The organism is Sphingomonas gellani (genome assembly GCF_900110035.1).
Lineage (GTDB): Bacteria > Pseudomonadota > Alphaproteobacteria > Sphingomonadales > Sphingomonadaceae > Sphingomonas > Sphingomonas gellani.
The window spans coordinates 788,621-812,796 of record NZ_FOCF01000001.1 but is presented as its reverse complement, the minus strand read 5'-3'; the positions used below and the strand labels follow the sequence as shown (position 1 = coordinate 812,796).

Sequence of the window (24,176 nt, the reverse complement as noted above, 5' to 3'; positions counted from 1 at the left end):
AACATTGTCGTGGAAGCTAGCGACGACCCTGCGCCCGCAGCCGAATCGGTCGCGGCCAACCCGCTGGACAGGATCCTGCCGAGGCGATGAAGACCCGCTACGCCAACGTCACCGTCGACCCCGATCGCCATGGCAAGCTCCGCGCGCGGTTCCGTAAGGCGGGGTGTGCCCCCAAGTACATGGCGACATTGCCGGATCAGCCGGGCTTCGAGGCTGAGTACAAGGCCCTGATCGCCGGTTCTCGGATCATTGAGAGCCGCGCCATCCCGCGCAGCGTCAGCGATCTAGCTACCCGCTACTACCAGTGTGGGGACTTCGCAGGGAAGGGAAGCGACAACGATCGCGCGAGGCGTCGCGGTTTGGTCGAGAGCTTCCGCTCCGAGTTCGAGAACGACCTGGTTGCCAATTTCGGCTTCGAACATATCGAGGCGATCCTGCTGGCGCGCACTGAGAAGCGCACCAACGAAAAGGGTCGGCCGGTGGGTGGACAGGTGGCAGCGCGCAACCTTCGCAAGGAACTGCGCCGCATGTTCGCCTATGCCAAGCGGCTCAAATGGATTGCCGCCAACCCCGTGGATGACGCCGACAAGATCGGAAAGGCGCGACTCACCGGCTTCTACAGCTGGACCGAGGAAGACATCGCGAAGTACCAGGCGCGACACGCTGTCGGTACGAAAGCGCGGCTCGCGCTGGAGATCATCCTCTGGACTGGCCAACGGCGTGGCGATGCACGGGCGTTCGGCCCCAAGCACATCGTCCGGGGCAAGATCAACTTCACGGCTGCGAAGAACGGAGCCGACCTATGGTTGCCGATCGCCCCTGACCTTCGTCGGGCACTGGCGGCGATGCCCAGCGTCGGCCTGCAATCCTTCCTTGTGACCGAATATGGGAAGCCGTTCACAAAAGAGGGTTTCGGCAACAAGATGCGGGAGTGGTGCGACCAGGCCGATCTGCCCCAGTGCACCGCGCACGGGCTTAGAAAGGCAATCGCGCGGCGGATGGCGGAGAGCTCGGCCACGCAGTTGGGTATCAAGGCGGTGGCCGGCTGGCGCGGTGACAGCGAGGTCACCCTCTACACCGCAGCGGCAGAGCAGGAGCAGCTTGCGGAGGTAGCGCTTGGCGCCACCATCACACGATTCTCGAACGAGAATGACGCGTAGTTTGCCTAACCGCTCTAGCGCAAGTTTGTCTAACCGGTAGAGAAGTCTGGCGTTTGCAGGCGCTTAGCGCATCCGTTGGTGGGCCCGGCAGGACTCGAACCCGCAACCTAGCCGTTATGAGCGGCCAGCTCTAACCATTGAGCTACAGGCCCCGCCAACAGGTGCGCGGTAGCGCAGCGCGCGGCAAAGAAAAAGGGGCGCCTCCGGTCCGGAAAGCGCCCCTTTGCAATTCGTCGGTCGGACACGTGGGTCCGACGCGGCTTACTGCATGTTGTCGGCCTTGTCCTCGGCGGCGTCACGCACGTTGTCGGCGGTCGCGTTGAGGTTGTCGGCAGCGTTCTCGATCGCGTCGGCGGTCGCGGCGTTGGACGTGTTGTCCGCCATCGCGTCCATGTTGTCGGCCTGCGCCTCGAGGTTGTCGGCCAGCATGTCGGCGTTGTTCTCGACGGCAGCGGCCTCAGGCGACTTGCTGCAAGCGCCCAGCGACATCAGGCCGGCGGCAACAGCGACGAAAGCGATCTTCTTCATGATGATTTTCCCCATTTCCTTGTTGTGGTGACGACGTTCGCGTCAGATCACATGGAGGTGTTTTCGACGTGATCCTCGACCGCGTCGGCCTGGTTCTCGACGTTCTCCGACGCGTTGGTCAGCGCGGCGGCCTCGTTCGCGGTCGTGGCGTTGTCGGCCTGCGCCTGGAGGTTGTCGGCCTGCGCCTCGAGGTTGTCGGACACGTTGTCGGCTGCGGCCTCGGTCGGGGTGCGGTTGCACGCGGCGACGGCAAACAGGCCGGTGGCCGCGAGAACCAAAGCGATCTTCTTCATTCGAATGCTCCCAAGCATAGCAAAACTCGCGCCCGAACGACCGCCGTCGCGACGCTTCTGATTACCCTACCAGCTTAGTAGGTCAATCCGCCTTTTGCGAGGGGAAAGAAGATCGAGCCCCTCGGGCAACAGCTTTGTGCCCGCTACCGCTTCTGCACCGGGCCGATGGTTTCCGGCGCGTCGGCCACCACCGCCAGCATGGTCGCCCATGCCGCGACGTTCTGGCGAAGCTGTTCCGGATCGACCTTGTCCAGCGTGTCCTCCGGCGTGTGGTGCCAGTCGAAATAGCGCAGGCCGGACTGGTTCAGGTCGATGGCCGCGACACCCAGGTCGAATACGGGTTCGACATCCGTGCCGTCGCCGCCGACACCCTTGCCGCGCCCGATGCCGAGCGGTTGCAGCGCCACCGCCAGGCGATCCCCCACCGCCTTCGCGCTGTCGGGCAGGTTCGTCTCGAACCGCCAGACCCGGTCGGCGCCGAAATCGGACTCTCCCGCAATCGCGTGCCGCTCCGCCTTGTGCGCCTCCGCATAGGCGCGTCCACCCCAGCCGCCGGTTTCCTCGTCACCGAACCAGACCACGCGGATCGTGCGACGCGGGGCGCGGCCGCGATCCAGGATCAGCTTGGCGGCGGCGGTGGTGATGGCGACCCCGCTGGCATCGTCGATCGCGCCGGTACCCAGATCCCAGCTGTCCAGGTGGCCGCCGATCAGCACGATGCCGGCGTCCTTGTCGCGGCCCGGCACCTCCGCCACCACGTTCCCCGACATGCGCGTGCCGACGAAACGGGGCGTCAAGGTCAGGTGCAGCGACACGGGGCGACCCGTTTTCGCCAGCCGCTCCAGCGTTTCCGCGTCGGCGACCGACAGGGCGGCCGCGGGGATCGGCGCCACGCCGGACTCGAAATCCGTCACGCCGGCATGGGGTCCGCGGCCATGATCGGTGCCGATGGAGCGGATCACGATCGCGGCGGCGCCCTTTCGCGCGGCGATGTCGGGCCCGACGAAGCGCGCCGCGCCCTCGCTGCCATAGCTGGACCCGTCCTGCGTCGCATGCATGGCGTTGGATACGAAGACGATCCGGCCGCGCACCATGGCGTCCGGCGCGAGCAGCAGGTCGTTCAGCGAAGGAAAGAAGACGACCGGCGCGGTCATGCCGGCCGCCGGAGTCGCGCCGGAATTGCCGAGCGCGGTGACGCGGAGCGACTGGGCGTTGGCCCCGACCAGCTCGGCCCGTTCCTCACCGCGTTCCCAGACATTGTGCAGCTCGTACGGCTCGATCCGGACGTTGCGGAACCCCAGGGCGTTCAGCCGTGTCACCGCCCATTGCCGCGAGCGCGCCTGCGCATCCGACCCATCCGGGCGCGGCCCGATCTCCGTCGTCAGGGCTTCCACGATGGAATAGGCGACCGTGTCGGTCAGCGCCTTGTCGCGCACGGCGGCGATGGCGGGATCAATCGCGACGCCCAGCGGGATGGCACGGCCGTGGCCGATCACGGGCACCACCGGCGGCGCGGTCTGCGCCATCAGCGGGGCGGTGGCGCCCAACGCCGCGCCGGCGAGAAGCGCCCCGGAGGATCGGATCAGGAGGGTGCGGGCGGCGGCGGATCGTGCGCTGGTCATGACACGGGCGTACCGACCGCCCGCCGGTTTGCCAATCCGCCCGCGAAGCCTTATCTGACCCTCAGTTTCCCGCTTCTGCCGCATCAAACCGAGAAGGCGACCCATGGCCGTCCAGTACACCTACGTCATGAAGGGTCTGACCAAGACCTTTCCGGGCGCGAACAAGCCCGTTCTGAACAACATCCACCTGCAATTCATCCACGGCGCGAAGATCGCGATCATCGGGCCGAACGGCGCCGGCAAGTCGACGCTGATGAAGGTCATGGCCGGCATGGACCCGGACTTCACCGGAGAGGCCTGGGCGGCGGAAGGCATCCGCGTCGGCTATCTGGCGCAGGAGCCGCAGCTCGATCCGGACAAGGACGTGATGGGCAACGTCAAGGACGGCGTGCGTCCGGTGGCTGACCTGGTCGACCGGTTCAACGCCATCTCCGCCGAAATGGGTGATCCGCAGGACGACACCGACTTCGACGCGCTGATGGAGGAGATGGGCGAGCTTCAGGCGAAGATCGATGCGGTCGACGGCTGGAGCCTGGATTCCCAACTGGAACAGGCGATGGAGGCCCTGCGCTGCCCGCCGGGCGACGCCGACGTGTCGAAGCTGTCGGGCGGTGAAAAGCGCCGCGTGGCGCTGTGCAAGCTGCTGCTCGAAAAGCCCGACATCCTGCTGCTCGACGAGCCGACCAACCACCTCGACGCCGAAAGCGTGTCGTGGCTGGAGAATTACCTGAAGGAATATACCGGCAACGTCATCCTGGTGACGCACGACCGCTACTTCCTCGACAATGTCGTCAACTGGGTGCTCGAACTCGATCGCGGCCGCTACTACACCTACGAATCCAACTATTCCGGCTATCTGGAAAAGAAGGCCAAGCGGCTGGAGCAGGAGGAGCGCGAGGAGGCAGGCAAGCAACGCGCGATCGCGGACGAGCTCGCCTGGATGCGCCAGACGCCAAAGGCGCGGCAGACCAAGTCCAAGGCGCGTATCCGCAATTTCGAACAGCTGATGGAAAGCCAGGAGAGCCGCGTTGCGGGCAAGGCGCAGATCCTGATCCAGATCCCGGAACGCCTGGGCGGCAAGGTGATCGAGGCGAAGGGCCTGTCCAAGTCCTATGGCGACAAGCTGTTGTTCGAAGGCCTCGACTTCATGCTACCGCCGGGCGGCATCGTCGGCGTGATCGGCCCGAACGGCGCCGGCAAGTCGACGCTGTTCAAGCTCATCACCGGTCAGGAACAGCCCGATGCCGGATCGATCGAGGTCGGGCAGACGGTGAAGCTCGGCTATGTCGACCAGAGCCGCGACCATCTCGATCCCAACAAGAACGTCTGGGAAGAGATCAGCGACAAACTTGAGGTGTTCCGCTTCGGCAAGCAGGAGCTTGGCACGCGCGCCTATGTCGGCGCGTTCAACTTTCGCGGGCCCGACCAGCAGAAAAAGGTCGGCCAGCTGTCCGGCGGTGAGCGCAACCGCGTCCACATGGCGAAGATGCTGAAGGAGGGCGGCAACGTCCTGCTGCTCGACGAGCCCACCAACGACCTGGACGTGGAAACGCTGCGGGCGCTGGAGGAGGCGCTGGAGACGTTCGCTGGCTGCGCCGTGGTCATCAGCCACGACCGCTTCTTCCTCGATCGCCTCTGCACCCACATCCTGGCGTTCGAGGGCGACAGCCATGTCGAGTGGTTCGAGGGCAATTACGAAAGCTATGAAGAGGACAAGCGCCGCCGTCTGGGCGATGCCGCCGATCGTCCGACGCGTCTGGCCTACAAGAAACTGACGCGCTGATCGGACCGGAAAGGCCGCCGATCATGGCGTGAAAAGGGGGCGGCTCCGCGAGGAACCGCCCCTTTTTTTGTGTCAGGCTGCCAAGCTCTTCGTATCGATCACGAAGCGGTACTTCACGTCGCTGCGCTGCATGCGATCATAAGCGGCCTCGATATCCTGGATCGCGATCATCTCGATCGATGCGGTAATGCCGTGCTCCGCACAGAAGTCGAGCATCTCCTGCGTTTCCGGCAGGCCGCCGATCAGTGATCCGGCGATCTGCCTGCGGCCCAAGATCATGTTCATGACGTTGGGCGAGGGATGCGGCTGGTCGGGCGCGCCCACCAGCACCAGCGTGCCGTCCCGCTTCAGCAGGGTCACATAATCGTCCAGCTGATGACTGGCCGCAACGGTGTCGAGGATCATGTCGAAGCTGCCGGCATGCTCGCCCATCTCGGCCGCGTTGCGTGACACGACCACCTCGTCCGCACCGAGGTCGAGTGCATCCTGCCGCTTGCTCTCGGACGTCGTGAACGCGACGACATGGGCGCCGAGCGCATGGGCGATCTTCACGCCCATATGGCCCAGGCCGCCGATCCCGACGATGCCGACCTTCTTGCCCGGCCCGGCGCCCCAATGCTTCAAGGGCGAATAGGTCGTAATGCCCGCGCACAGCAAGGGCGCCACGGCGGCGAGTTGATCGTCCGCATGCGTGATCTTCAGCACGAACTTTTCGTCCACCACGATGTCCTCGGCATAGCCGCCGAGTGTGTGGCCGGGCGCATCCGGCGTGGCCGAGTTGTAGGTGAGGGTGAAGCCGTTCTCGCAATACTGCTCCAGCCCCTCCGCGCAGGACCCGCAATGCTGACAGCTGTCGACCAGACAGCCGACGCCGACGGTATCGCCGACCTTGTGCCGCGACACCGCGTCACCGACCGCGGTGACGTGCCCGACGATTTCATGGCCCGGAACACAGGGGTACAGGGTGCCTTCCCACTCCGCGCGGACCTGATGCAGGTCGGAATGACAGACGCCGCAATAGGCTATGGCGATCTGAACGTCGGTCGGTCCGGGCTGGCGACGTTCGATGGACAAGGGTTCAAGGGGCTGATCGACGCCGGTCGCGCCGAAGGCTTTCGTGGCCATGCCAATTCCTGATGATGAGGATGATCTGGCGGACCGAGTGGCCCGCGACGCATAGATCGGACCTCGCCGCCTATGCTTCAACCGATCGATACAGAATTAGTCCGGGCGGCGCTCAGCGCACCCGCTTGACATACAGGCGGCCGCCTTCGCGCAGTTCGGTCTGGAAGTTCGGCACCGCCTCGATCAAGTCGGCCAGACGCCGATAGCCATAGTTGCGCGCGTCGAAGCTGGATCGATTGCCGGCCAGCTGGCCCATGGCGGACAGGCTGACGAAGCCGCGCTCGTCCCGCTTGACCGAGTCATAGGCGTCGACCAGCAGCTGCAGGAGTTCTGGGTCGACATCCGCCTTTTTGCGACGCGGCGCGGAGGAGATGGCCGGCGGCAGGGATTGCTCGATTGACACATCCGATGCGGGTCGCGCCGCGGGCGTGGCAGTGCTGGCCGCCGGCGCGGTCGCCGTCGCCGCAGCAGGCGAGGGGGCAGGGGGTGCTTCCACTGCCGTCAGCGCCGCGACATCGATGAATCGCGTGCACGCCCGCTTGAACGCCTCCGGCGTGCGGCTTTCGCCAAAACCATAGACGGGCAGGCCGTCCTGCCGGATTCGCATCGCCAGCGGCATGAAGTCGCTGTCCGACGACATGATCCCGAATCCCTCGACACGGCCCCTGAACAACAGGTCCATCGCGTCGATCGTCATCTTCATGTCGGTGGCGTTCTTGCCCTTGGTCAGGTCGAACTGCTGCTGGGGCTCGATGCCGTGCTTCACGGTCATGTCGCGCCAGCCCTTCAGCGATTGTTTCGACCAGTTCCCGTAAACCCGGCGCACATTAACCGTGCCTAACTCGGCCAGCACCGTCAGGACAGGGTCGATGGCGTGCCAGGATGCATTGTCCGCATCGATCAGCAGGGCGATGTTGCGGGTTGGGGTGTCGTCGGCCATTCAGCGACCCTCGACACCTTCCGCACCCGCGTCAACCGGCGGCGTTCGCCGCTACGATGATGTCAGCCGTTCTGGCGGTTGTTCCCGCGATCGGCCGGATAGGCCTGGCCGTTGTCGATGTCATCCTGCTTCTCGGGCCGGGTGTCCGCCTCGGGATCGTCGATCGCGCGGGTCAGGTCGGCTTGGCTTCCGACATCAGTCTGCAATCGGCCGCCAGCGCTGCTCGGCACGGCGTCGCCGGCCGGCTCCATGCCCTCGATCAGGTCGCGGTCGTCGGTTTCGCGCGCGGTGGTGGTGCGGGGGTTCTCTGCCATGGATCGTCCCCTTCACCGTCCTCAACGGACAAGCGGAAGGAGGCGTTCCTCACGATTGCGGATAGGTGATGGCGACGATCTCATACTCGCGTTCGCCGGCGGGCAGGGCGACGCGGCGCAGATCGCCCACGGCTGCGCCGCGCAGCGCGCGTGCCATTGGCGCGTTCCAGCCGATCCTGCCGCCTGCCGCATCCGCCTCGTCGTCGCCGACCAGCGTCAGCACACGCTCCCGATCATCCTCGTCGACGATTGTCACGGTGGCGCCGAAGAACACCCGCGCACGGTCGGGCGCCAGCGCGGGATCGACCACCTTCGCCGCCTTCATCCGCCTGGACAGCCAGCCCAGACGCCGGTCGATCTCCCGCAAGCGCTTCTTGCCGTACAGGTAATCGCCATTTTCCGACCTGTCGCCATTGCCCGCAGCCCAGGACACCGTCTCGACGATCTGCGGCCGTTCGCCCGCGAACAGCTGGTCATACTCCCGCCGCAGCGTCGCGAAGCCTGCCGGGGTGATGTAGTTGGGGCGATCCATCGCACCGCCCTAGCGACCCGCCGCGCCGCCGGTCTAGCCCGGCCGGTTCTTGCCCAGATACCAGGACAGCGGCGCCGGCCGGCCGGTGGACAGGCTGCGGGTCGGGTTGATGAGGTCGTACACCACCGCATTCTCCAGCACGCGCTGCACATAGTTGCGCGTTTCGGACAGCGGGATCGCCTCGACCCAGTCCACCACGTCGGTGCCGGGCATGCGCGGGTCGCCGTTCGCCGCCAGCCATTTGCGGACATTGCCCGGCCCGGCATTATAAGCCGCGATCGCGAGCGGATAGCTGCCGAACCCGGCATAGACCCGCTGGAAATAGCTGGACCCCAGCATCATCGACAATGACGGGTCGGTGGTTAGCGCGGCCGGATCATAGCTCAGCCCCAACTTGCCCGCCTGTTCGCGCGCGGTGCCGGGCATCAGCTGCATCAATCCCCGCGCGCCGGCATGGCTGATCGCGGCCCGGTCGAACTGGCTTTCCTGCCGTGCGATGGCGTGGATCAGGGTCCAGCTACCCTCGTAACCGACCGGCACGGGGACGGTGGGGAAACCGGCGGCGGAATAGTCAGACAATCCATTCTGCAACGCGCTGCGCCCGATCATGACGGCCAGGTCGGGCCGGTTCAGGCTGCGCGACAGTTCCGCGCCCAACAGATGATCGTTGTCGGTGGTGGCGTCCGCCGCGATCTGGCGAATGAGCGCGGTCTGGTCCTGCCACTGCCCGATCTGGCCAAGGAACCGCGCGGCGCGGACGACCTCCCTGCCGTCATACGCGGCGCGCACGGCCGGCGCGATCGTCGGGTTGACGATCGGAGGAGGGGCAGCCAGCGTCCGCCCACTGCGTTCCGCGGCCAACTGCCCATAGAACTGATCCCGATAGCCGGCGGCGGTCGCGAAAAACGCGGTCGCCTCCACCGAACGACCCGCCGCCTCCGCCGCGCGGCCGGCCCAGTAAAAACCCTTGGCGCGGGTTTGCGGTGCGCGCGACCCGCGGGCGTAGCGGTCGAACAGCGTCATCGCATCCGCCGGCCGGTTCAGCTTCTTCAACGCGGTCTGGCCGCCCAGCCATGCTAGACTGGTGTAGTCGTCACGCTCTCCATAAGGCTTCACCGACACGTCGGTCGCGGGGGAATAGGCGTCATCGATCTGCCGCGCGATGTCATAGGCGAGCTGGTACTGACCGTCATTGGCGGCACCCCGCGCGGCGGTCAGCAGCGTCTCGAACCATTTCTCCGGATTGCCGGGCAGGCCGGTCAGCCGACGCGGTTGCGACAGGAAACTGCGCGAGGTGGGGGAGGCGCCGTTGTTGCGCAGCCAGTTGGCTCGATCGGCGATATAGCCCGGATCGCCCGCAAGCGCGCCCGGCTCCGCCGTGGCCAGGCTTGCCGCATCCGGCGCGTTGCTGCGGAACGACAGCCTGGCGGCAAAGCCCGCTCGCCGGGCGGGGCTGACATAGGCCAGCTGCCGCGCCGCGCCGCTGGTGTTCCCCGCCCACAGCAGCGCATCCATTCGCGCGTCGTGATCCGCAGGCGTGATCTGCCCGGCGAACATGCCCAACACATAGCTTTCGTCCGTGGGTGACAGCGACGCCCTGCGCCACGCGTCTCGCGCTGCGTCCGCCGCCTGGACCGGCTGACCCATCGCAAGCAGCGCGCGCGCCCTGGCGGCCGCCCCGGCGCCGCTCAGCGGAGGAAAGCGGTTGAAGAAACGAACGACGTTGGCGGGCTGCGCCGTTGCCGCCTGCCGCTCCGCCGCGCTGCGGTTCGCCGTCTCCCCCGGCCAACCCGGATGGGCGAGCAGGAAATTGGCATAGCTGTCGAAGGGCAGGGCGTCGGTCTGGCGCAGCGCCTGCCATTGCGCGATCGTCGCGGTGATCGCCCCGTCCGTGGTGGCGGACTGAACGCCACCATTGGCGAGCCGCGTCTGCCACGCGTCCGATTGAAGCGCGGTTCCATCGGGGGTTGCGACCCCGGCGGCAGTGGCAAGAAGAAGGGCGGCACGAATTCCGATGGCAACCATGTGGACAGGATAGCGAGCGTACCCGTATCTGTCCTGAACGACTTTGACCCCGCGCCCCGCCGCGCGGACGGCAGCAGGAAATTTCCGCGATGTTCCACGGATCGATACCGGCGCTCGTGACGCCCTTCGCCAGCGACGGCACCTTTGACGAGGCGGCGTTCCGCGATCTGGTCGACTGGCAGATCGACGAAGGCTCTGCCGCGCTGGTGGCGTGCGGCACGACGGGAGAGGCCGCGACGCTGACGTTCGAGGAGCATTTCCATGTGGTTCGCGTCTGCGTCGATCAGGCGCGCGGGCGCGTACCGGTGATCGCCGGGGCCGGGTCGAACGACACGCGTGTCGCCGCCTCCAACCTGCAAGCCGCGCGCGCGGCGGGCGCGGACGCCGCGTTGATGGTGCCGCCTTATTACAACCGTCCGGGGCAGGAGGGGATCTTCCGCCACTTCGCCGCGCTCGCCGCCGACGCGCCGCTGCCGATCGTGCTGTACAACGTGCCTGCGCGCACCGTGACCGACATCCAGCCGGCGACCGTGGCCCGCATCGTTCAGGCGTTCCCGAAAGTCTTTGTCGGGATCAAGGACGCCAGCGGCGCGCTTGCCCGCGTGTCGCAGCACCGCGCCGCGTGCGGCACGGACTTCGTGCAGCTGTCCGGAAACGACGATCTCGCGCTGGCCTTCAACGCCATGGGTGGCGTCGGCTGCATCTCCGTGTCCGCGAACGTCGCGCCCCGCTTGTGCGCGGAGTTCCAGGCGGCGTGCCAGTCTGGCGACGGCGTCGCCGCCTTGCGGCTGCACGATCGGCTGTTTCCGCTGCACGACGCGATGTTCACGGATGCGTCGCCGGGGCCGGTCAAATACGCGATGACGCGGGTGCTTCCGGGCTTTCCCGGCGACCTTCGCCTACCGATGACTCCGGCCGGGGAGGCAGCGCGCGCCGCGGTGGACGCCGCGCTTGCGCATGCCGGGCTGGCCTGACGCCATCCTGCCGCCTACATAGCCCCGCGATGCGTCCAAAACCTGCCACCTTCGACAAGAAGAAGATCGTCGCCGAGAACCGGCGCGCCCGGTTCGACTACGCCATCGAACAGACGTTCGAGGCCGGCATCGCGCTGACCGGCACGGAGGTGAAGTCGCTCCGCTTCGGCGAAGGGTCGATCGCCGAGTCCTATGCCGAGGTGACGCACGAGGAGGTCTGGCTGGTCAACTCCAACATACCGGAGTTCAGCCACGGCAACCGGTTCAACCATGAGCCGAAACGCCCGCGCAAGCTGCTGCTCCATGAGCGGGAGATCAACAAGCTGCACGGCGCGGTCGCGCGGGAGGGCATGACCCTCGTCCCGCTGATGGTGTATTTCAACACCCGCGGCCGAGCCAAGGTCGAAATCGCCCTCGCCAAGGGTCGCAAGGCGCATGACAAGCGCGAGGCGATCAAGGAACGCGAGTGGAAGAAGGAAGCGGGAAGGTTGCTGCGTGACCGTGGCTGACACACCCCTCCGGCCCGGTTCGATGGGTCGGATCGGGCTGTGGGTGCGCGGGCACGTGCCGACACGCGAATCGATGGAGCGCAGCCGCCTGTTGCGGCCGATCGCCCACCGCGTGCTTCAGCCCAGCCTGTGGCGCTTCACCCGCCGATCGGTGCCGCGCGGCGTGGCGTTGGGCGTGGTCATGGGCGTGCTGTTTCCCTTCGCCCATATGCCGCTCGCCGCCGCGCTTGCGCTACCTGTCCGCGCCAACGTGCCGACGGCGGTGGGCAGCACGTTGGTCAACAATCCGCTGACCATCGGTCCGCTGCTCTGGACGGCCTATCGGATCGGACGCTGGGTGCTCCGGCTCGACAGCAGCGTTCCGGGCCATCCCGTCGCCGCCAATGTGCAGGCGCATGCCGGATGGCTCCACTGGCTGGTGGCTCAGGGCGGCCCCGCGACGGTGGTCGGGCTGATCATCCTGGCGGCGGCCATGGCGACGCTGGGGTACGGCATCGCGGCGCTGGCGTGGCGCATTCGCGTGGCGCGGAAATGGCGCAATCGCGGACACTTCCGGTCTGTTTGACGTCATCGCGGATCGGCGTAGAACAGCCCGGTCGGTATAGCATTGACGCGTCCTCGCGTGCGAACTGACGAACCGTTTTCCCCTTACCACTCGGCCGGCCCCGGTCGCGGTGGGTGTCTGCCCATTTCCTTCAACGTTCCCGCCCGATGCCGGCGGTCTTCATCGTGGAGCGATTGCATGAACAAGATGTTTGTTGGCGCCCTGTTGGCCATGTCCTCGCTGGGCGGAGTGGCGGCGCTGCACGCCCAGACCGCCGCCCCCGCGAAGAGGGCGCCTACCGCCTCGGCGGCCGGCGCGCAGGGGCCGCAGATCGGCACCTTCGGCTTCGACACGGCGGGCATGGATCGCTCGGTTGCTCCGGGCGACGACTTCTACGACTTCGCCGGCGGTACCTGGGCCAAGAACACGGCGATCCCGGCCGACAAGTCGAGCTATGGCGCGTTCGACACGCTGGCCGACCTGTCGCGCGACCGTACCCGCGTCATCCTTGAGGAGGAAAAGGCCAAAGGGTCCAAGATCGGCACCGCCTACGCCACCTACAACGACACTGCCGCGATCGAGGCGAAGGGGCTGGCCCCCATCCAGCCATGGCTGAACAAGGTGAAGGCGCTGTCCGACAAGGCCGGCTATGCCGCGCTGGTGGCGGAGGCGGACCGCAACGGCATCTCGATTCCGTTCGGCGCAGGCGTCGGCCAGGATGACAAGGCGCCCGAAACCTACATCGTCGGCATCAGCCAAGCGGGGCTGGGGCTGCCCGACCGTGATTATTACCTGAAGAACGATCCCAAGCTGGCCGAGACGAAGGCAGCGTACCAGGCGCACATCGCCAAGGTCTTCACCCTGGCCGGCGAGCCGAACGCCGAGGCGCGGGCCAAGGCGATCGTCGATTTCGAGACGCAGATCGCGCAGGTCAGCTGGACGCGCATCGACAGCCGCGATTCGGACAAGACCTATAACAAGATGGCGGTGGCGGACCTGATCCGCTCCGCCCCCGGCTTCGACTTCTCCGCCTATTTCCGCGGCATCGGCACGCCCGTCGACACCCTGATCGTCGCACAGCCGAGCGCGGTGACCGGGATCGCGAAGCTGATCGCCGCCGCGCCGCTGGGCGTCTTGAAGGATCAGATGCTGCTCCGTTCGATCGACGGCTATGCCGACGTCCTGCCCCAGAAGTTCGACCAGGAGCGCTTCGCCTTCTACGGGACCACGCTATCCGGCACCCCGCAGCAGGAGGATCGGTGGAAGCGCGCGGTGTCCTTCACCAGCGGCGCCGTGTCGGACGAGGTGTCGAAGGTCTATGTCGCCCGCTATTTCCCGCCGGAGACGAAGGCGGCGGCCGACCAGCTGGTGCGCAACGTCATCGCCGCGATGAACGTGCGCATCGACAAGCTGACGTGGATGTCGCCGGCGACCAAGGTGAAGGCGCATGCGAAGCTCCAGGCCTTCACGCCCAAGATCGGCTACCCGACCCGGTGGCGCGACTATTCCGACCTGACGATCACGGCGGGCGATGCCTATGGCAACAAGGTGCGCGCCGCGAACTGGCAGCATCAGGAGAATATCTCCCACCTGGGCAAGCCGTTGCAGCGTTGGGAGTGGGGCATGACCCCGATGACCGTCAACGCTTATGCCAATTTCGGCATGGTCGAGATCGTGTTCCCTGCCGCCATCCTCCAGCCGCCGTTCTTCGATCCCAAGGCCGACCCGGCGGTCAATTATGGCGGCATCGGCGCGGTGATCGGGCATGAGATGAGCCACCATTTCGACGATCAGGGCGCGAAGTACGATGCGCAGGGGCGCCTGGCGCAGTGGTGGACCGATGCCGACGTGAAGAACTTCAACGCGCTGGAGGACAAGCTGGTCGCCCAGTACGATGCCTATGAGCCGTTGCCCGGCATGCACGTGCAGGGCCGCCTGACGCTGGGTGAGAACTCCGCCGATCTGGCCGGCCTGTCGGCGGCATACGATGCGTATCACGCCTCGCTTGGCGGCAAGAAGGCGCCGGTGATCGACGGGATGACCGGCGATCAGCGTTTCTACCTCGGCTGGTCGCAGGTCTGGCGCCGTAACTACCGGGAGGCGAACCTGCGTCAGCGGCTGCTCACCGATCCCCACTCCCCGTCGCAGCAGCGCGCCGACATCGTGCGCAACATGGACCCCTGGTACGGCGCTTTCCAGCCGAAGCCGGGGCAGAAGCTGTATCTGACGCCCGACCAGCGCGTCCGCGTCTGGTAAGCTGGCGGCACTTTGCTGCGCCGGACCGGATGATTTCCGTGTCCGGCGCAGGAGAAAGGCCATTAACCAGCCTTGACGTGCGGCAGCCGATCCGAACACTGCCGCCATGGCTTCCCATCCCCTCGACACCGGTCTGACCCCGAACCGCGCGGCGGCGCTTGTCGCGGGAACGTGTGGACTGGCCGCGGCCCTGCTGGTCTTGTGGATCGCGGGCAGCCTGGTCGCGGCGATCGGGTTCCTGGCCGCGTCGATCATCCTGGGCGGCGGCGTGATCGCCTGGCGGATGCTGGCCCGCCCGGCGCCCGATCCAGAACGATTGATCGACTGGAGCCTGGCGCGTGCGGTCGCGGAGGCGAGCCGGGACGCGGTGGCGGTCACCGACCGGGCCGGGCGGCTGGTCTGCGCGAACGACCGTTACGAGGCGCTGTTCGGCGGTTTCCCCACGCCCCCCAGCCTGCCGCTCGACAGCGGCACGGCGGAGCTGGGTGCCGCCGGTCGCGCCGCGTGGCGTGATGGGACGGGCGCGGTCGCGCGGCTCGCGATCGGCACGAACCGGCTGACGGCCGAGGTCGTGCGGGCGGGCGAGGAGGGCGACATGCTCGTGTGGCGGTTCCCGACGCTCGCCGAGTATGACGCCGTGGAGACCGTGACCGGCAGCATGGCTACCACCATGGGCGATCGCCTGGGCTCGGCGGGCATCATGATGGCGCTGATCGCGCCCGATGGCCGGGTGCTCGCGGCCAATCGCGTCCTGTCGGCGCGCGCGCTGGGCCGCTCCGACGATCATCTCGACGGGCGCGACTTCGCGCGCTTCCTGATCACCGACGATCGTGGGCTGGTGCGGTTCGAGCGGGAGGGGCTGGAGGGAAATCCGCTGCGCCTGATCCAGGTTCCCTTTGTCGATGCGGACGATGCCCCCGTGCTGATCGCCCTGCTGGACGAAGAGCGGGAGGTCGCGCCCGCGCTCGGTGCAGGGGCAGGGGCCCTGCTGCGGCATCTGGTGGGATTGATGCCGCTCGGCGTCGCGCTGGTCGATCGCGACGGCCGCTTTGTGCAGATGAACGACGCCTTTGTCCGCGCGGCCGGTGCGTCGAGCGGCACGCCGCCGCTCTATCCGGGCGATCTCGTCGTGCGCGAGGACAAGGCAGCGGTAGCGGACGCCATCCGCCGCTTCGCCAGCGGGGCGAGCCATTCCGCCGACATGGCGATCCGCCTCAAGACCAACCCGGAGGAGCCGGTCGCGCTGACCATCGCGGGCGCACGCGGCCTGGGTGACGCGGCGGTGCTGCTCAGCCTGAAGGACAATAGCGAGGAATCGCGGCTGAAGCGCGAAGTGGCGCAGGCGACGAAGATGCAGGCGGTCGGACAGTTGGCCGGCGGCGTCGCGCACGATTTCAACAACATCCTGACCGCGATTATCGGTCACTGCGACCTGATGCTGATGCGGCACTCGCCCGGCGACAGCGATTATGACGACATCCAGCAGATCCGCACAAACTCCAACCGCGCGGCGGGCCTGACCCGGCAGCTGCTCGCCTTTTCCCGCCAACAGACGCTGCGCCCGCAAATCCTGCAATTGCCCGATGTCGTGTCGGAGGTGTCCAACCTGCTCAAGCGCCTGTTGGGCGAAACGGTGAAGCTGGACGTGACTCACGGCCGTAACCTGGGCCCGGTCCGCGCCGATCCGGGCCAGCTGGAACAGGTGGTGGTGAACCTGGCGGTGAACGCGCGCGACGCGATGTTGGGCGGCAGCGCTCGGGGCGGGGGGACGCTGACCATCCAGACCAGGTCGGTCAGCGCCGCGGAGGTACGTCGCATGGGCACCGACATCATGCCGCCCGCGGATTACACCGCGCTGATCGTGACCGACACCGGCACGGGCATCCCGGCCGAGGTGCTGCCCAAGATCTTCGAGCCTTTCTTCACCACCAAGGAGGTGGGCAAGGGGACGGGGTTGGGCCTGTCGACCGTGTACGGCATCGTGAAACAGTCCGGCGGCTACATCTTCGCGGACTCACGGCCGAACGAGGGTGCGACCTTCTCCATCTATCTGCCGGTCCACGCCGCCGCCGCCGCCGCGCGGACCAAGGCGCCGAAGACACTGAAGCCCGCCGAAACCTGGGGTTCGGGCACCGTGCTGCTCGTGGAGGACGAGGACATGGTCCGCACGGTCGCCGAGCGCGCGCTGGCGCGTCAGGGCTACAGCGTGCTGACGGCCGAGAACGGAGAGGCCGCGCTGGAGCTGCTGTCGACCAGCGGACGCCCGGACCTGCTGATCTCGGACGTGGTGATGCCGGCGATGGACGGGCCGACCATGGTGCGAAAGGTCCGCGCCCAATATCCCGACCTGCCGATCCTGTTCATGTCCGGCTATGCCGAGGAGCAATTGCGCAAGTCGATCGATCTGGACAACGTCTCCTTTCTGCCGAAGCCGTTTTCGGTTCAGCAACTGGCCGAAGCGACGCGCGACGCGCTTTCCGGGCGTTGAAGGGCGGCGTGGACATGTCACGGCGCTGGAACAACATGCTGGAACTCTTGCGAAACGATCTTTAAGGCGGGCGTCATGACCGCTCCAACGCGCATCCTCATCGTCGAGGACGAACCGCTTATCTCGATGATGCTGGAGGATTTTCTCGACGTCCTGGACAAGCAGGTCGCCGGCACGGCGGACACTGTCGATGCGGCGCTGGCGCTGATCGATGCGGGGCAGGTCGAGGCCGCGATCCTGGATCTCAACCTGCGCGCCGGCGAAAAGAGCACTCCGGTGGCGGAGGCACTGGCCGGGAAAGGCATTCCGTTCGTGTTCGCGACCGGCGGCGGCGACGAAGGGCTGGATGAGCGGTTCCGCGATCGCCCTCGCTTGCAGAAGCCGTTCACGATGGATGGGGTCGCAAAGGCGCTTGAAGGACTTTGACGGCGTAACAAGCTTGCGTCGGCAGCCATTACGACGCAATGGACTGTCGTCATGACTCAGAACACTTTCGACAAGTCCCGACTGCCCAGCAGGCATGTATCGGTCGGCCCGGAACGCGCGCCGCATCGCAGCTATTACTACGCAATGGGGATCGCGGAGGAGGACATCGCGCGCCCGTTCGTCGCGCTCGCCTCCGCCGGCAATAATTCCGCGCCTTGCAACACGACGCTGGATGCGCAGGCGGACGCCGCGCAGACCGGGGTGATTCAGGGCGGCGGCCTGCCTCGTCGCTTCAACACCATCACCGTGACCGACGGTATCGCAATGGGCCATCAGGGCATGAAGGCGTCCCTGGTAAGCCGCGAAGTCATCGCCGATTCGGTCGAGCTGTCGGTGCGCGGCCATTGCTATGACGCTCTGGTCGGATTCGCCGGATGCGACAAATCCCTGCCGGGCATGATGATGGCGATGTTGCGCCTGAATATCCCGTCGATCTTCGTCTATGGCGGCTCCATCCTGCCCGGCCGGTTCCACGACCGCGACGTGACTGTGGTCGACGTGTTCGAGGTGGTCGGCAAGTACGCCGCCGGCGCATGCCCCTTGTCGGAGGTGCACGCGCTGGAAAAGGTGGCGTGTCCCGGCCACGGCGCATGCGGTGGACAGTTCACGGCCAACACCATGGCGTGCGTGGGCGAGGCCATCGGATTGTCGCTGCCCAACAGCAACATGGTGCCAGCCCCCTATACCAGCCGCGAACAGATCGCCGTGGCGGCGGGGGCGCAGGTGATGGAGCTGGTCGGGCGGCAGCTGCGTCCGCGCGACATCTGCACCCGGTCGGCGTTCGAGAATGCGGCACGGGTCGTGGCCGCCACCGGTGGTTCGACCAACGCGGCGCTTCACCTGCCGGCAATGGCGAACGAAGCGGGAATTGACTTCGACCTCCACGACGTCGCGCGCGTGTTCAAGGAAACGCCGTACCTCGCTGACCTGAAGCCGGGTGGTCGCTATGTCGCAAAGGACATGCATGAGGCGGGCGGCGTCTACATGCTGATGAAGACGATGCTGTCCGGTGGCCTGCTGGACGGGGACTGCATCACGGTGACCGGCCGGACGCTGGCGGAGAACATCGACCGGGTGACCTGGAACCCGGATCAGAAGGTGATCTACGACGTGTCGACGCCGATTACGCCCACGGGCGGTGTCGTCGGCCTCGTCGGCAGCCTGGCGCCCGAGGGTGCGATCGTGAAGGTCGCAGGGATGCACCGCCTGCAATTCGAGGGGCCGGCGCGCTGCTTCGATTGCGAGGAGGACGCCTTCGCCGCCGTGGAGGCACGCGCGATCCGCGAGGGTGAGGTCATCATCATCCGCTACGAAGGGCCAAAGGGTGGCCCCGGCATGCGCGAGATGCTGTCGACCACGGCGGCCCTTTACGGGCTGGGCATGGGCGAAAAGGTTGCGTTGATCACTGACGGGCGCTTTTCCGGCGGCACGCGCGGATTTTGTATCGGGCATGTCGGTCCCGAGGCGGCAGAGGGCGGCCCGATCGCGCTGGTCGAGGACGGCGACGCGATCCGCATCGACGCGGAGGCGGGCACGATCGACCTGCTGGTCGCGGAGGATGTGCTGGCGGAGCGACGGTCGCGCTGGACGCCCCGAACGAACGCCTATGGCTCCGGCACGCTTTGGCGCTATGCGCAGAATGTCGGACCGGCCGCTCAGGGTGCGGTCACGCATCCCGGAGCAAGGGCCGAACGTCATGTCTATGCCGATATCTGATCCCTCCGTGCGGCAGGCCCGTCCGTTCGCATGAGCCCCTTGGATGGCCGGCCGGTGGTCACGGCCGCGCAGATGCGCGCGGCCGAGCAGCTGGCGATCGAGCGGGGCAGCAGCGTTGCGGCTCTGATGGACCATGTGGGTCGCGCCGTGGCGGAGGTGGTGCGCCGGATCGGCGGCGGCGGGGACGTCCTGGTGCTTTGCGGGTCCGGCAACAATGGCGGCGACGGCTATGTGGCCGCAGCCGCCTTGAAGGCAGCCGGCATCGCCGTGCGTGTCGCCGCGTCTTCACCGCCCCGCGGCGAGGCGGCGATCGCCGCCCGCGCGGGCTGGGATGGCGCGGTCGAGACGCTTGCCGACGCCGCGCCTGCATCCGTTCTGGTCGATGCCCTGTTCGGCACCGGGTTGAACCGGGCGCTGGACGATGCGGTCGCGGCGCCTTTGCGGCGGTTGGTCGAGGGCGCCCGGCTGTCGGTCGCGGTCGACGTGCCCAGCGGGGTGCAGGCGGACACCGGTGAGGTACTGGGTCCGGTTCCTGCCATGGCCGTGACGCTGGCGCTGGGAGCGGCAAAGCCCGCGCATCTGCTGCAACCCGCGGCCCGGCTTTGCGGCACCGTCCGCGTGCTCGACATCGGCGTGACGGTGGACAGCGATGCTCGCGTGATCGCCCGCCCGACCTGGACGCGACCAGGGCCGGACAGCCACAAGTTCAACCGTGGCATGGTCGCGGTGGTCCGGGGCCGCATGGCCGGGGCGGCGCATCTGGCGGCCACTGCGGCGATGCATGCCGGGGCGGGCTATGTCGTGTTGCTCGGCGCGTCGATGCCGGAGGCGCCCTACGCTCTGGTCCGCAAGCCCCTGACCGACGACGCCTTGGACGACCCGCGTATCGGCGCGGTGGTGATCGGCCCCGGATTGGGGCGGGATGAAGGGATGCGGGAGCCGCTCGATCAGGCGCTGGCCAGCGACCGGCCGTTGGTGATCGATGGCGACGCCCTGCGCCTGCTGACGCCGGAGCGGATCGCGGCGCGCGGCGGGACCACCATCCTGACGCCGCATGCCGGCGAGTTCGACGCCCTGTTCGGCGCGGGCGACGGGTCGAAGCTGGATCGGGCACGCGACGCTGCGACACGGTCGGGTGCCGTGGTCGTGTTCAAGGGGCCGGATACGGTGATCGCCGCGCCGGACGGTCGTGCGATCCTGGCGGGCGACGCCAACGACTGGCTGTCGACGGCCGGAACCGGGGACGTACTCACCGGTGCAATCGGTGCGGCGCTGTCCAGCGGCATGCCGGCGCTGGATGCGGCGGCGGCCGGCGTTTGGTTGCATGGCGAGGCCGCGCGGCGGCTGGGCGCGGCGTTCATAGCCGACGAGCTTGCCGTGGCGCTGAAGCACGCGCGAGGAATGCTGTGAGCAGGATCGTGCGCGTCGCCGCACGGGGCGAGGGTGTGTCCCAGGACGGCCGGCACGTCGCCTTCGCCGCGCCCGGCGACACGCTGACCGATGCGGGCGAGGTCGTGCCCGGTCCGCATCGCCGGGTGCCGCCATGCCGTCACTTTCCGACATGCGGTGGGTGCCAGCTTCAGCATCTGGACGACGACGCCTATCGCGCCTTCGTCACGGACCGCATCACCTCCGCGCTGGCGGCACAGAACCTCAGCGCGCCCGTCCGCGAGGTGGCGCTGTCGCCCGAGCGCACGCGGCGGCGTGCCACGCTGCATGCGGAGGCGAAGGGTGGCCGCGTGCTGCTGGGCTTTGCCGCGCAGAAGAGCCACGCGATCGTCGACATGGCCGAGTGCCACGTCCTGCTGCCGGACATCTTCGCGCTGGTCGCGCCGCTGCGCGGGCTGCTGCAACGCCTCGGCCTGAAACGGCGCGCGGATGTGCAGGTGACGATGACCGATCGCGGTGCGGACGTGCTGATCGCCGGCGTCGCGCCCGAGGGGCTGGCCGCAGCCGAGGCGGTCACTGCCTTCGCGGAGCGGCACGGCGTCGCGCGGCTGTCGTTCGATGACGGTTTCGGTCCCGAGACCCGGTGGGAGCCGCAGCCGGTGACGATCACGCTCGGCGGCACGCCCGTACCGTTTCCGCCGGGTGGCTTCCTCCAGGCGACGGCAGAGGGAGAGGGCGCGCTGGTCGCCGCCGTCCGCGAAGCCGTGGGAACCCCCGCGACGACCGCCGACCTGTTCGCGGGTCTTGGCACGTTCACGCTGGCCCTGCCGGGGAAGGTTTACGCGGCGGAGGGCGCGCGCGACGCGGTGATCTCGTTGAAGGCGGCAGCGAATACGGGCCAGCGGCCGATCTTCACCGAGCACCGGGACCTGTACCGCCGTCCGCTGACCGTGACCGAACTGGACCGCTTCGGCGCAATCGTGCTCGATCCGCCGCGGGCCGGTGCGCGCGACCAGGCGGAGGCGCTGGCGAACAGCCGCGCGCCCGTCATCGCCTATGTGTCCTGCAACCCGTCCAGCTTCGCGCGCGACGCGGCACTGCTGGTGGCGGGCGGCTGGTCGCTGGACTGGGTAAGGCCGGTCGGCCAGTTCCGCTGGTCAACGCATGTGGAGCTGGCGGCGCGGTTCACCCGTCCCGATCAGTAGACGGCACCGACGAAGAACAGGCCGTCGGGCGGGGCGTTCAGCCCCAGCCGCTGCCTGTCCCGCGCCGCAAGCGCATCGGCTAGGTCGTCGGGCGTCCACCGGCCCAGCCCGACCTGCGCCAGGCTGCCGACCATCGAGCGGACCTGATGATGCAGGAACGATCGGCCGGCTGCGCGGACGAAGACCCGGTCACCCTCGCGCCCCACATCCAGCCGGTCCAGCGTCTTCACCGGGCTGGCGGCCTGACAATGCGCGGACCGGAAGGTGGTGAAGTCGTGGCGGCCGACCAGATGCTGCGCCGCCCGGTGCATCGCGTCCGTGTCGAGCGGCTGCGCGACCTGCCACGCCAGCCCCTTGTCGACGGTCAGCGGCGCACGGCGATTGACGATGCGATATTCGTAGGACCGGCCGAGACAGGAAAACCGGGCGTGCCAGTCGTCCGCCACCGCACGGCAATCCAGCACCGCGATCGGGTGGGGGCGACAGCGCGCGTTCAGCGCCTCGCCAAGCCGAAATGGCGCGATGTCCTTCGCCACGTCGACATGCGCGTGCATCGCCAGCGCGTGCACGCCCGCATCGGTGCGTCCCGCCGCGTGGACCACGGTTTCCTCTCCGGTGACGGCCTGCACCGCCTCTTCCAGCACCTGCTGCACGCTTGGCCCATGCGCCTGACGCTGCCACCCCATGAACGGGCGGCCGTCAAATTCCACCACCAGTGCGAACCGGGTCACGCCAGCATCGTGCCCGCCGGGATGGCGAATCCGCGCAGCAGCTCCTCCGCAGAGCCCGCGCCACGCCCCGCCCGCTGCACGAACGTGGCGCGGACAGCACCTTCACCACACGCGACCGTCAGCCTGTCGTCCAGCACCGTGCCGGCTGGTTCGGCACCGTCCACCACCTCTGCCGCGAGCAGCTTGATCCGCTCGTCGCCGAGCGCGAACCATGCGCCGGGCGCCGGGTTCATCGCGCGCACCAGCCGCTCGACCGCGTCCGCCGGTTGCGTCCAGTCGACCCGCGCCTCCGCCTTGTCGATCTTGGCGGCATAGGTCACGCCCTCTTCAGGCTGAGGGGACGGCGTCAGCGTGTCGAGTGACGACAGGGCCTCCACCATCAACGCGGCCCCCAGCGTCGACAGCTCATCGGTCAGGGTTCCCGCATTGTGACCCGCGACCGGCACCCGCCCTTCAAGCAGCACCGGGCCGGTATCCAGCCCGGCCTCCATCCGCATGATGCACACGCCGGTTTCCTCGTCGCCGGCCAGGATCGCCCGTTGGATCGGCGCCGCACCCCGCCAGCGGGGTAGCAGGGAGGCATGGACGTTGATGCAGCCATGCAGCGGCGCGGCCAGCACGGGTCTCGGCAGGATCAGGCCATAGGCGGCAACCACCGCGACGTCGCAGGCCAGCGCCCCGAACGCCTCCTGCTCGGCCGCGTCCTTCAGCGAAACGGGTGAGCGTACCGGAATGCCCAGCATCTCAGCCCGCTGCTGAACGGGAGAGGAAACCAGTTCGCGCCCGCGTCGGCCGCCGGGGCGGGGTGGCTGGGTATAGCCGGCGACCACCTCGTGCCCATCCTCGACCAGTGCTGACAGGACCGGAACCGCGAACTGGGGCGTGCCCATGAAGACGATACGCATGGCATCGGCTCTCCACGCTGGCGGAGGAGCGCGCAACCCCCTATCTGTTCCCCATGGCTTCCCCAGAGATCGAGGCGTTGACTCAGGCCCTGTCGCGCCTGCCGGGGTTGGGTCCCCGATCGGCCAGGCGCGCGGTGCTGCACCTGCTGAAGAAACGGGAGGCGGCGCTGGGCCCGCTCCGCGCCGCGCTGGAGGCGGTGGACGAGCGGCTGGCGACATGCCGGACGTGCGGCAACGTCGACACCGCCGATCCCTGCTCGATCTGTGCCGACCCGCGCCGTGACGCGCGGTCGTTGTGCGTGGTGGAGGAGGTCGCGGACCTGTGGGCGCTCGACCGCTCGCGGTTGTTTCCGGGGCGATTCCATGTGCTGGGCGGTCGCCTGTCCGCGCTGGAGGGCGTGCGTCCGGAGGACCTGTCGATCGACCGCCTCGTTGCCCGGCTGGAGGATGGCGGGGTGGACGAGGTGGTGCTGGCGATGAACGCCACGCTGGAGGGGCAGACGACCGCGCACTACTTGGCGGAACGGATCGAGCGTTTTCCCGTTCGCATCACTCAATTGGCGCATGGCCTGCCGGTCGGTGGAGAGCTTGACTATCTCGACGAGGGCACGCTGGCGCAGGCTCTGCGAGCGCGGCGGCCGGTCGGTTGAT

General features: G+C 67.7%; 22 protein-coding genes and 1 tRNA gene. 12 read left to right on the top strand and 11 right to left on the bottom strand.

Annotation, left to right across the window (positions count from 1 at the left end):
* Nucleotides 1–86: 86 nt before the first annotated feature.
* Nucleotides 87–1,160: a tyrosine-type recombinase/integrase gene (locus BMX37_RS04175; protein WP_093664144.1), complete on the top strand. Its 1,074-nt coding sequence runs from the start codon at nucleotides 87–89 to the stop codon at nucleotides 1,158–1,160.
* A 76-nt stretch (nucleotides 1,161–1,236) separates the two neighbouring features.
* Here BMX37_RS04175 and BMX37_RS04170 read toward each other — a convergent pair.
* From BMX37_RS04170 to BMX37_RS04155, 4 genes are all read right to left on the bottom strand, one after another.
* Nucleotides 1,237–1,312 (bottom strand) — tRNA-Ile (locus BMX37_RS04170).
* A gap of 109 nt (nucleotides 1,313–1,421) precedes the next feature.
* Entirely contained in the window at nucleotides 1,422–1,688 is a 267-nt protein-coding gene (locus BMX37_RS04165; RefSeq protein ID WP_093664295.1) for a hypothetical protein, read from the bottom strand.
* Between the two features lie 47 nt (nucleotides 1,689–1,735).
* Complete coding sequence (locus tag BMX37_RS04160) at nucleotides 1,736–1,981, bottom strand: hypothetical protein (RefSeq protein WP_093664143.1); 246 nt, start codon at nucleotides 1,979–1,981, stop codon at nucleotides 1,736–1,738.
* A gap of 143 nt (nucleotides 1,982–2,124) precedes the next feature.
* The gene (locus tag BMX37_RS04155) at nucleotides 2,125–3,507 is read right to left on the bottom strand and encodes a M20/M25/M40 family metallo-hydrolase (RefSeq protein WP_093664294.1); all 1,383 of its coding nucleotides are present in this window, start codon (nucleotides 3,505–3,507) and stop codon (nucleotides 2,125–2,127) included.
* 199 nt (nucleotides 3,508–3,706) lie between these two features.
* On the opposite strand from BMX37_RS04155, the gene ettA reads away from it, so the two are divergent.
* Complete coding sequence (gene ettA, locus BMX37_RS04150; protein ID WP_093664142.1) at nucleotides 3,707–5,386, top strand: energy-dependent translational throttle protein EttA; 1,680 nt, start codon at nucleotides 3,707–3,709, stop codon at nucleotides 5,384–5,386.
* A gap of 72 nt (nucleotides 5,387–5,458) precedes the next feature.
* Here ettA and BMX37_RS04145 read toward each other — a convergent pair whose 3' ends face one another.
* The 5 genes from BMX37_RS04145 to BMX37_RS04125 form a co-directional block, all read right to left on the bottom strand.
* Nucleotides 5,459–6,511, bottom strand: coding sequence for an NAD(P)-dependent alcohol dehydrogenase (locus BMX37_RS04145; RefSeq protein ID WP_093664141.1), 1,053 nt, complete (start codon nucleotides 6,509–6,511; stop codon nucleotides 5,459–5,461).
* A 112-nt stretch (nucleotides 6,512–6,623) separates the two neighbouring features.
* Entirely contained in the window at nucleotides 6,624–7,451 is an 828-nt protein-coding gene (locus BMX37_RS04140) for an NYN domain-containing protein (protein WP_093664140.1), read from the bottom strand.
* A gap of 62 nt (nucleotides 7,452–7,513) precedes the next feature.
* Nucleotides 7,514–7,765, bottom strand: a complete 252-nt coding sequence (locus tag BMX37_RS04135) for a hypothetical protein (RefSeq protein WP_093664139.1) — start codon at nucleotides 7,763–7,765, stop codon at nucleotides 7,514–7,516.
* Between the two features lie 49 nt (nucleotides 7,766–7,814).
* Complete coding sequence (greB, locus tag BMX37_RS04130; protein ID WP_093664138.1) at nucleotides 7,815–8,297, bottom strand: transcription elongation factor GreB; 483 nt, start codon at nucleotides 8,295–8,297, stop codon at nucleotides 7,815–7,817.
* Nucleotides 8,298–8,330: 33 nt separating this feature from the next.
* A complete protein-coding gene (locus BMX37_RS04125; RefSeq protein WP_093664137.1) occupies nucleotides 8,331–10,322 on the bottom strand; it encodes a lytic transglycosylase domain-containing protein in 1,992 nt (663 codons plus the stop codon).
* Nucleotides 10,323–10,411: 89 nt separating this feature from the next.
* On the opposite strand from BMX37_RS04125, the gene dapA reads away from it, so the two are divergent.
* The 9 genes from dapA to BMX37_RS04080 all read left to right on the top strand — a co-directional run bounded on the left by dapA (nucleotide 10,412) and on the right by BMX37_RS04080 (nucleotide 21,889).
* Complete coding sequence (gene dapA / locus BMX37_RS04120; protein WP_093664136.1) at nucleotides 10,412–11,296, top strand: 4-hydroxy-tetrahydrodipicolinate synthase; 885 nt, start codon at nucleotides 10,412–10,414, stop codon at nucleotides 11,294–11,296.
* A gap of 29 nt (nucleotides 11,297–11,325) precedes the next feature.
* Nucleotides 11,326–11,805 (top strand): SsrA-binding protein SmpB, encoded by a 480-nt coding sequence (smpB, locus tag BMX37_RS04115; RefSeq protein ID WP_093664135.1) that lies wholly within the window; start codon nucleotides 11,326–11,328, stop codon nucleotides 11,803–11,805.
* Nucleotides 11,798–12,370 carry a DUF2062 domain-containing protein gene (locus tag BMX37_RS04110; protein WP_342027840.1) on the top strand — a complete coding sequence of 191 codons (573 nt, stop codon included), beginning with the start codon at nucleotides 11,798–11,800 and terminating at the stop codon, nucleotides 12,368–12,370. Before smpB ends, BMX37_RS04110 begins: the two co-directional genes overlap by 8 nt.
* Nucleotides 12,371–12,547: 177 nt before the next feature.
* A complete protein-coding gene (locus BMX37_RS04105; protein WP_093664133.1) occupies nucleotides 12,548–14,605 on the top strand; it encodes a M13 family metallopeptidase in 2,058 nt (685 codons plus the stop codon).
* A 106-nt stretch (nucleotides 14,606–14,711) separates the two neighbouring features.
* The gene (locus BMX37_RS04100; protein ID WP_093664132.1) at nucleotides 14,712–17,093 is read left to right on the top strand and encodes a hybrid sensor histidine kinase/response regulator; all 2,382 of its coding nucleotides are present in this window, start codon (nucleotides 14,712–14,714) and stop codon (nucleotides 17,091–17,093) included.
* 75 nt (nucleotides 17,094–17,168) lie between these two features.
* A complete protein-coding gene (locus tag BMX37_RS04095) occupies nucleotides 17,169–17,519 on the top strand; it encodes a response regulator (protein ID WP_093664131.1) in 351 nt (116 codons plus the stop codon).
* 51 nt (nucleotides 17,520–17,570) lie between these two features.
* A complete protein-coding gene (ilvD, locus tag BMX37_RS04090; protein ID WP_093664130.1) occupies nucleotides 17,571–19,295 on the top strand; it encodes a dihydroxy-acid dehydratase in 1,725 nt (574 codons plus the stop codon).
* A 30-nt stretch (nucleotides 19,296–19,325) separates the two neighbouring features.
* Nucleotides 19,326–20,705 carry an NAD(P)H-hydrate dehydratase gene (locus tag BMX37_RS04085; RefSeq protein ID WP_093664129.1) on the top strand — a complete coding sequence of 460 codons (1,380 nt, stop codon included), beginning with the start codon at nucleotides 19,326–19,328 and terminating at the stop codon, nucleotides 20,703–20,705.
* Entirely contained in the window at nucleotides 20,702–21,889 is a 1,188-nt protein-coding gene (locus BMX37_RS04080) for a class I SAM-dependent RNA methyltransferase (protein WP_093664128.1), read from the top strand. Before BMX37_RS04085 ends, BMX37_RS04080 begins: the two co-directional genes overlap by 4 nt.
* Here the strand turns inward: BMX37_RS04080 and truA are convergent.
* Both truA and fmt read right to left on the bottom strand, forming a co-directional pair.
* The gene (truA, locus tag BMX37_RS04075; protein WP_093664127.1) at nucleotides 21,883–22,620 is read right to left on the bottom strand and encodes a tRNA pseudouridine(38-40) synthase TruA; all 738 of its coding nucleotides are present in this window, start codon (nucleotides 22,618–22,620) and stop codon (nucleotides 21,883–21,885) included. The two genes, BMX37_RS04080 and truA, sit on opposite strands and share 7 nt — an antisense overlap.
* Complete coding sequence (gene fmt, locus BMX37_RS04070; protein WP_093664126.1) at nucleotides 22,617–23,525, bottom strand: methionyl-tRNA formyltransferase; 909 nt, start codon at nucleotides 23,523–23,525, stop codon at nucleotides 22,617–22,619. The genes truA and fmt overlap by 4 nt, the downstream gene beginning before the upstream one ends.
* Before the next feature lie 53 nt (nucleotides 23,526–23,578).
* On the opposite strand from fmt, the gene recR reads away from it, so the two are divergent.
* A complete protein-coding gene (gene recR, locus BMX37_RS04065; protein ID WP_093664125.1) occupies nucleotides 23,579–24,175 on the top strand; it encodes a recombination mediator RecR in 597 nt (198 codons plus the stop codon).
* Nucleotide 24,176: the final 1 nt, after the last annotated feature.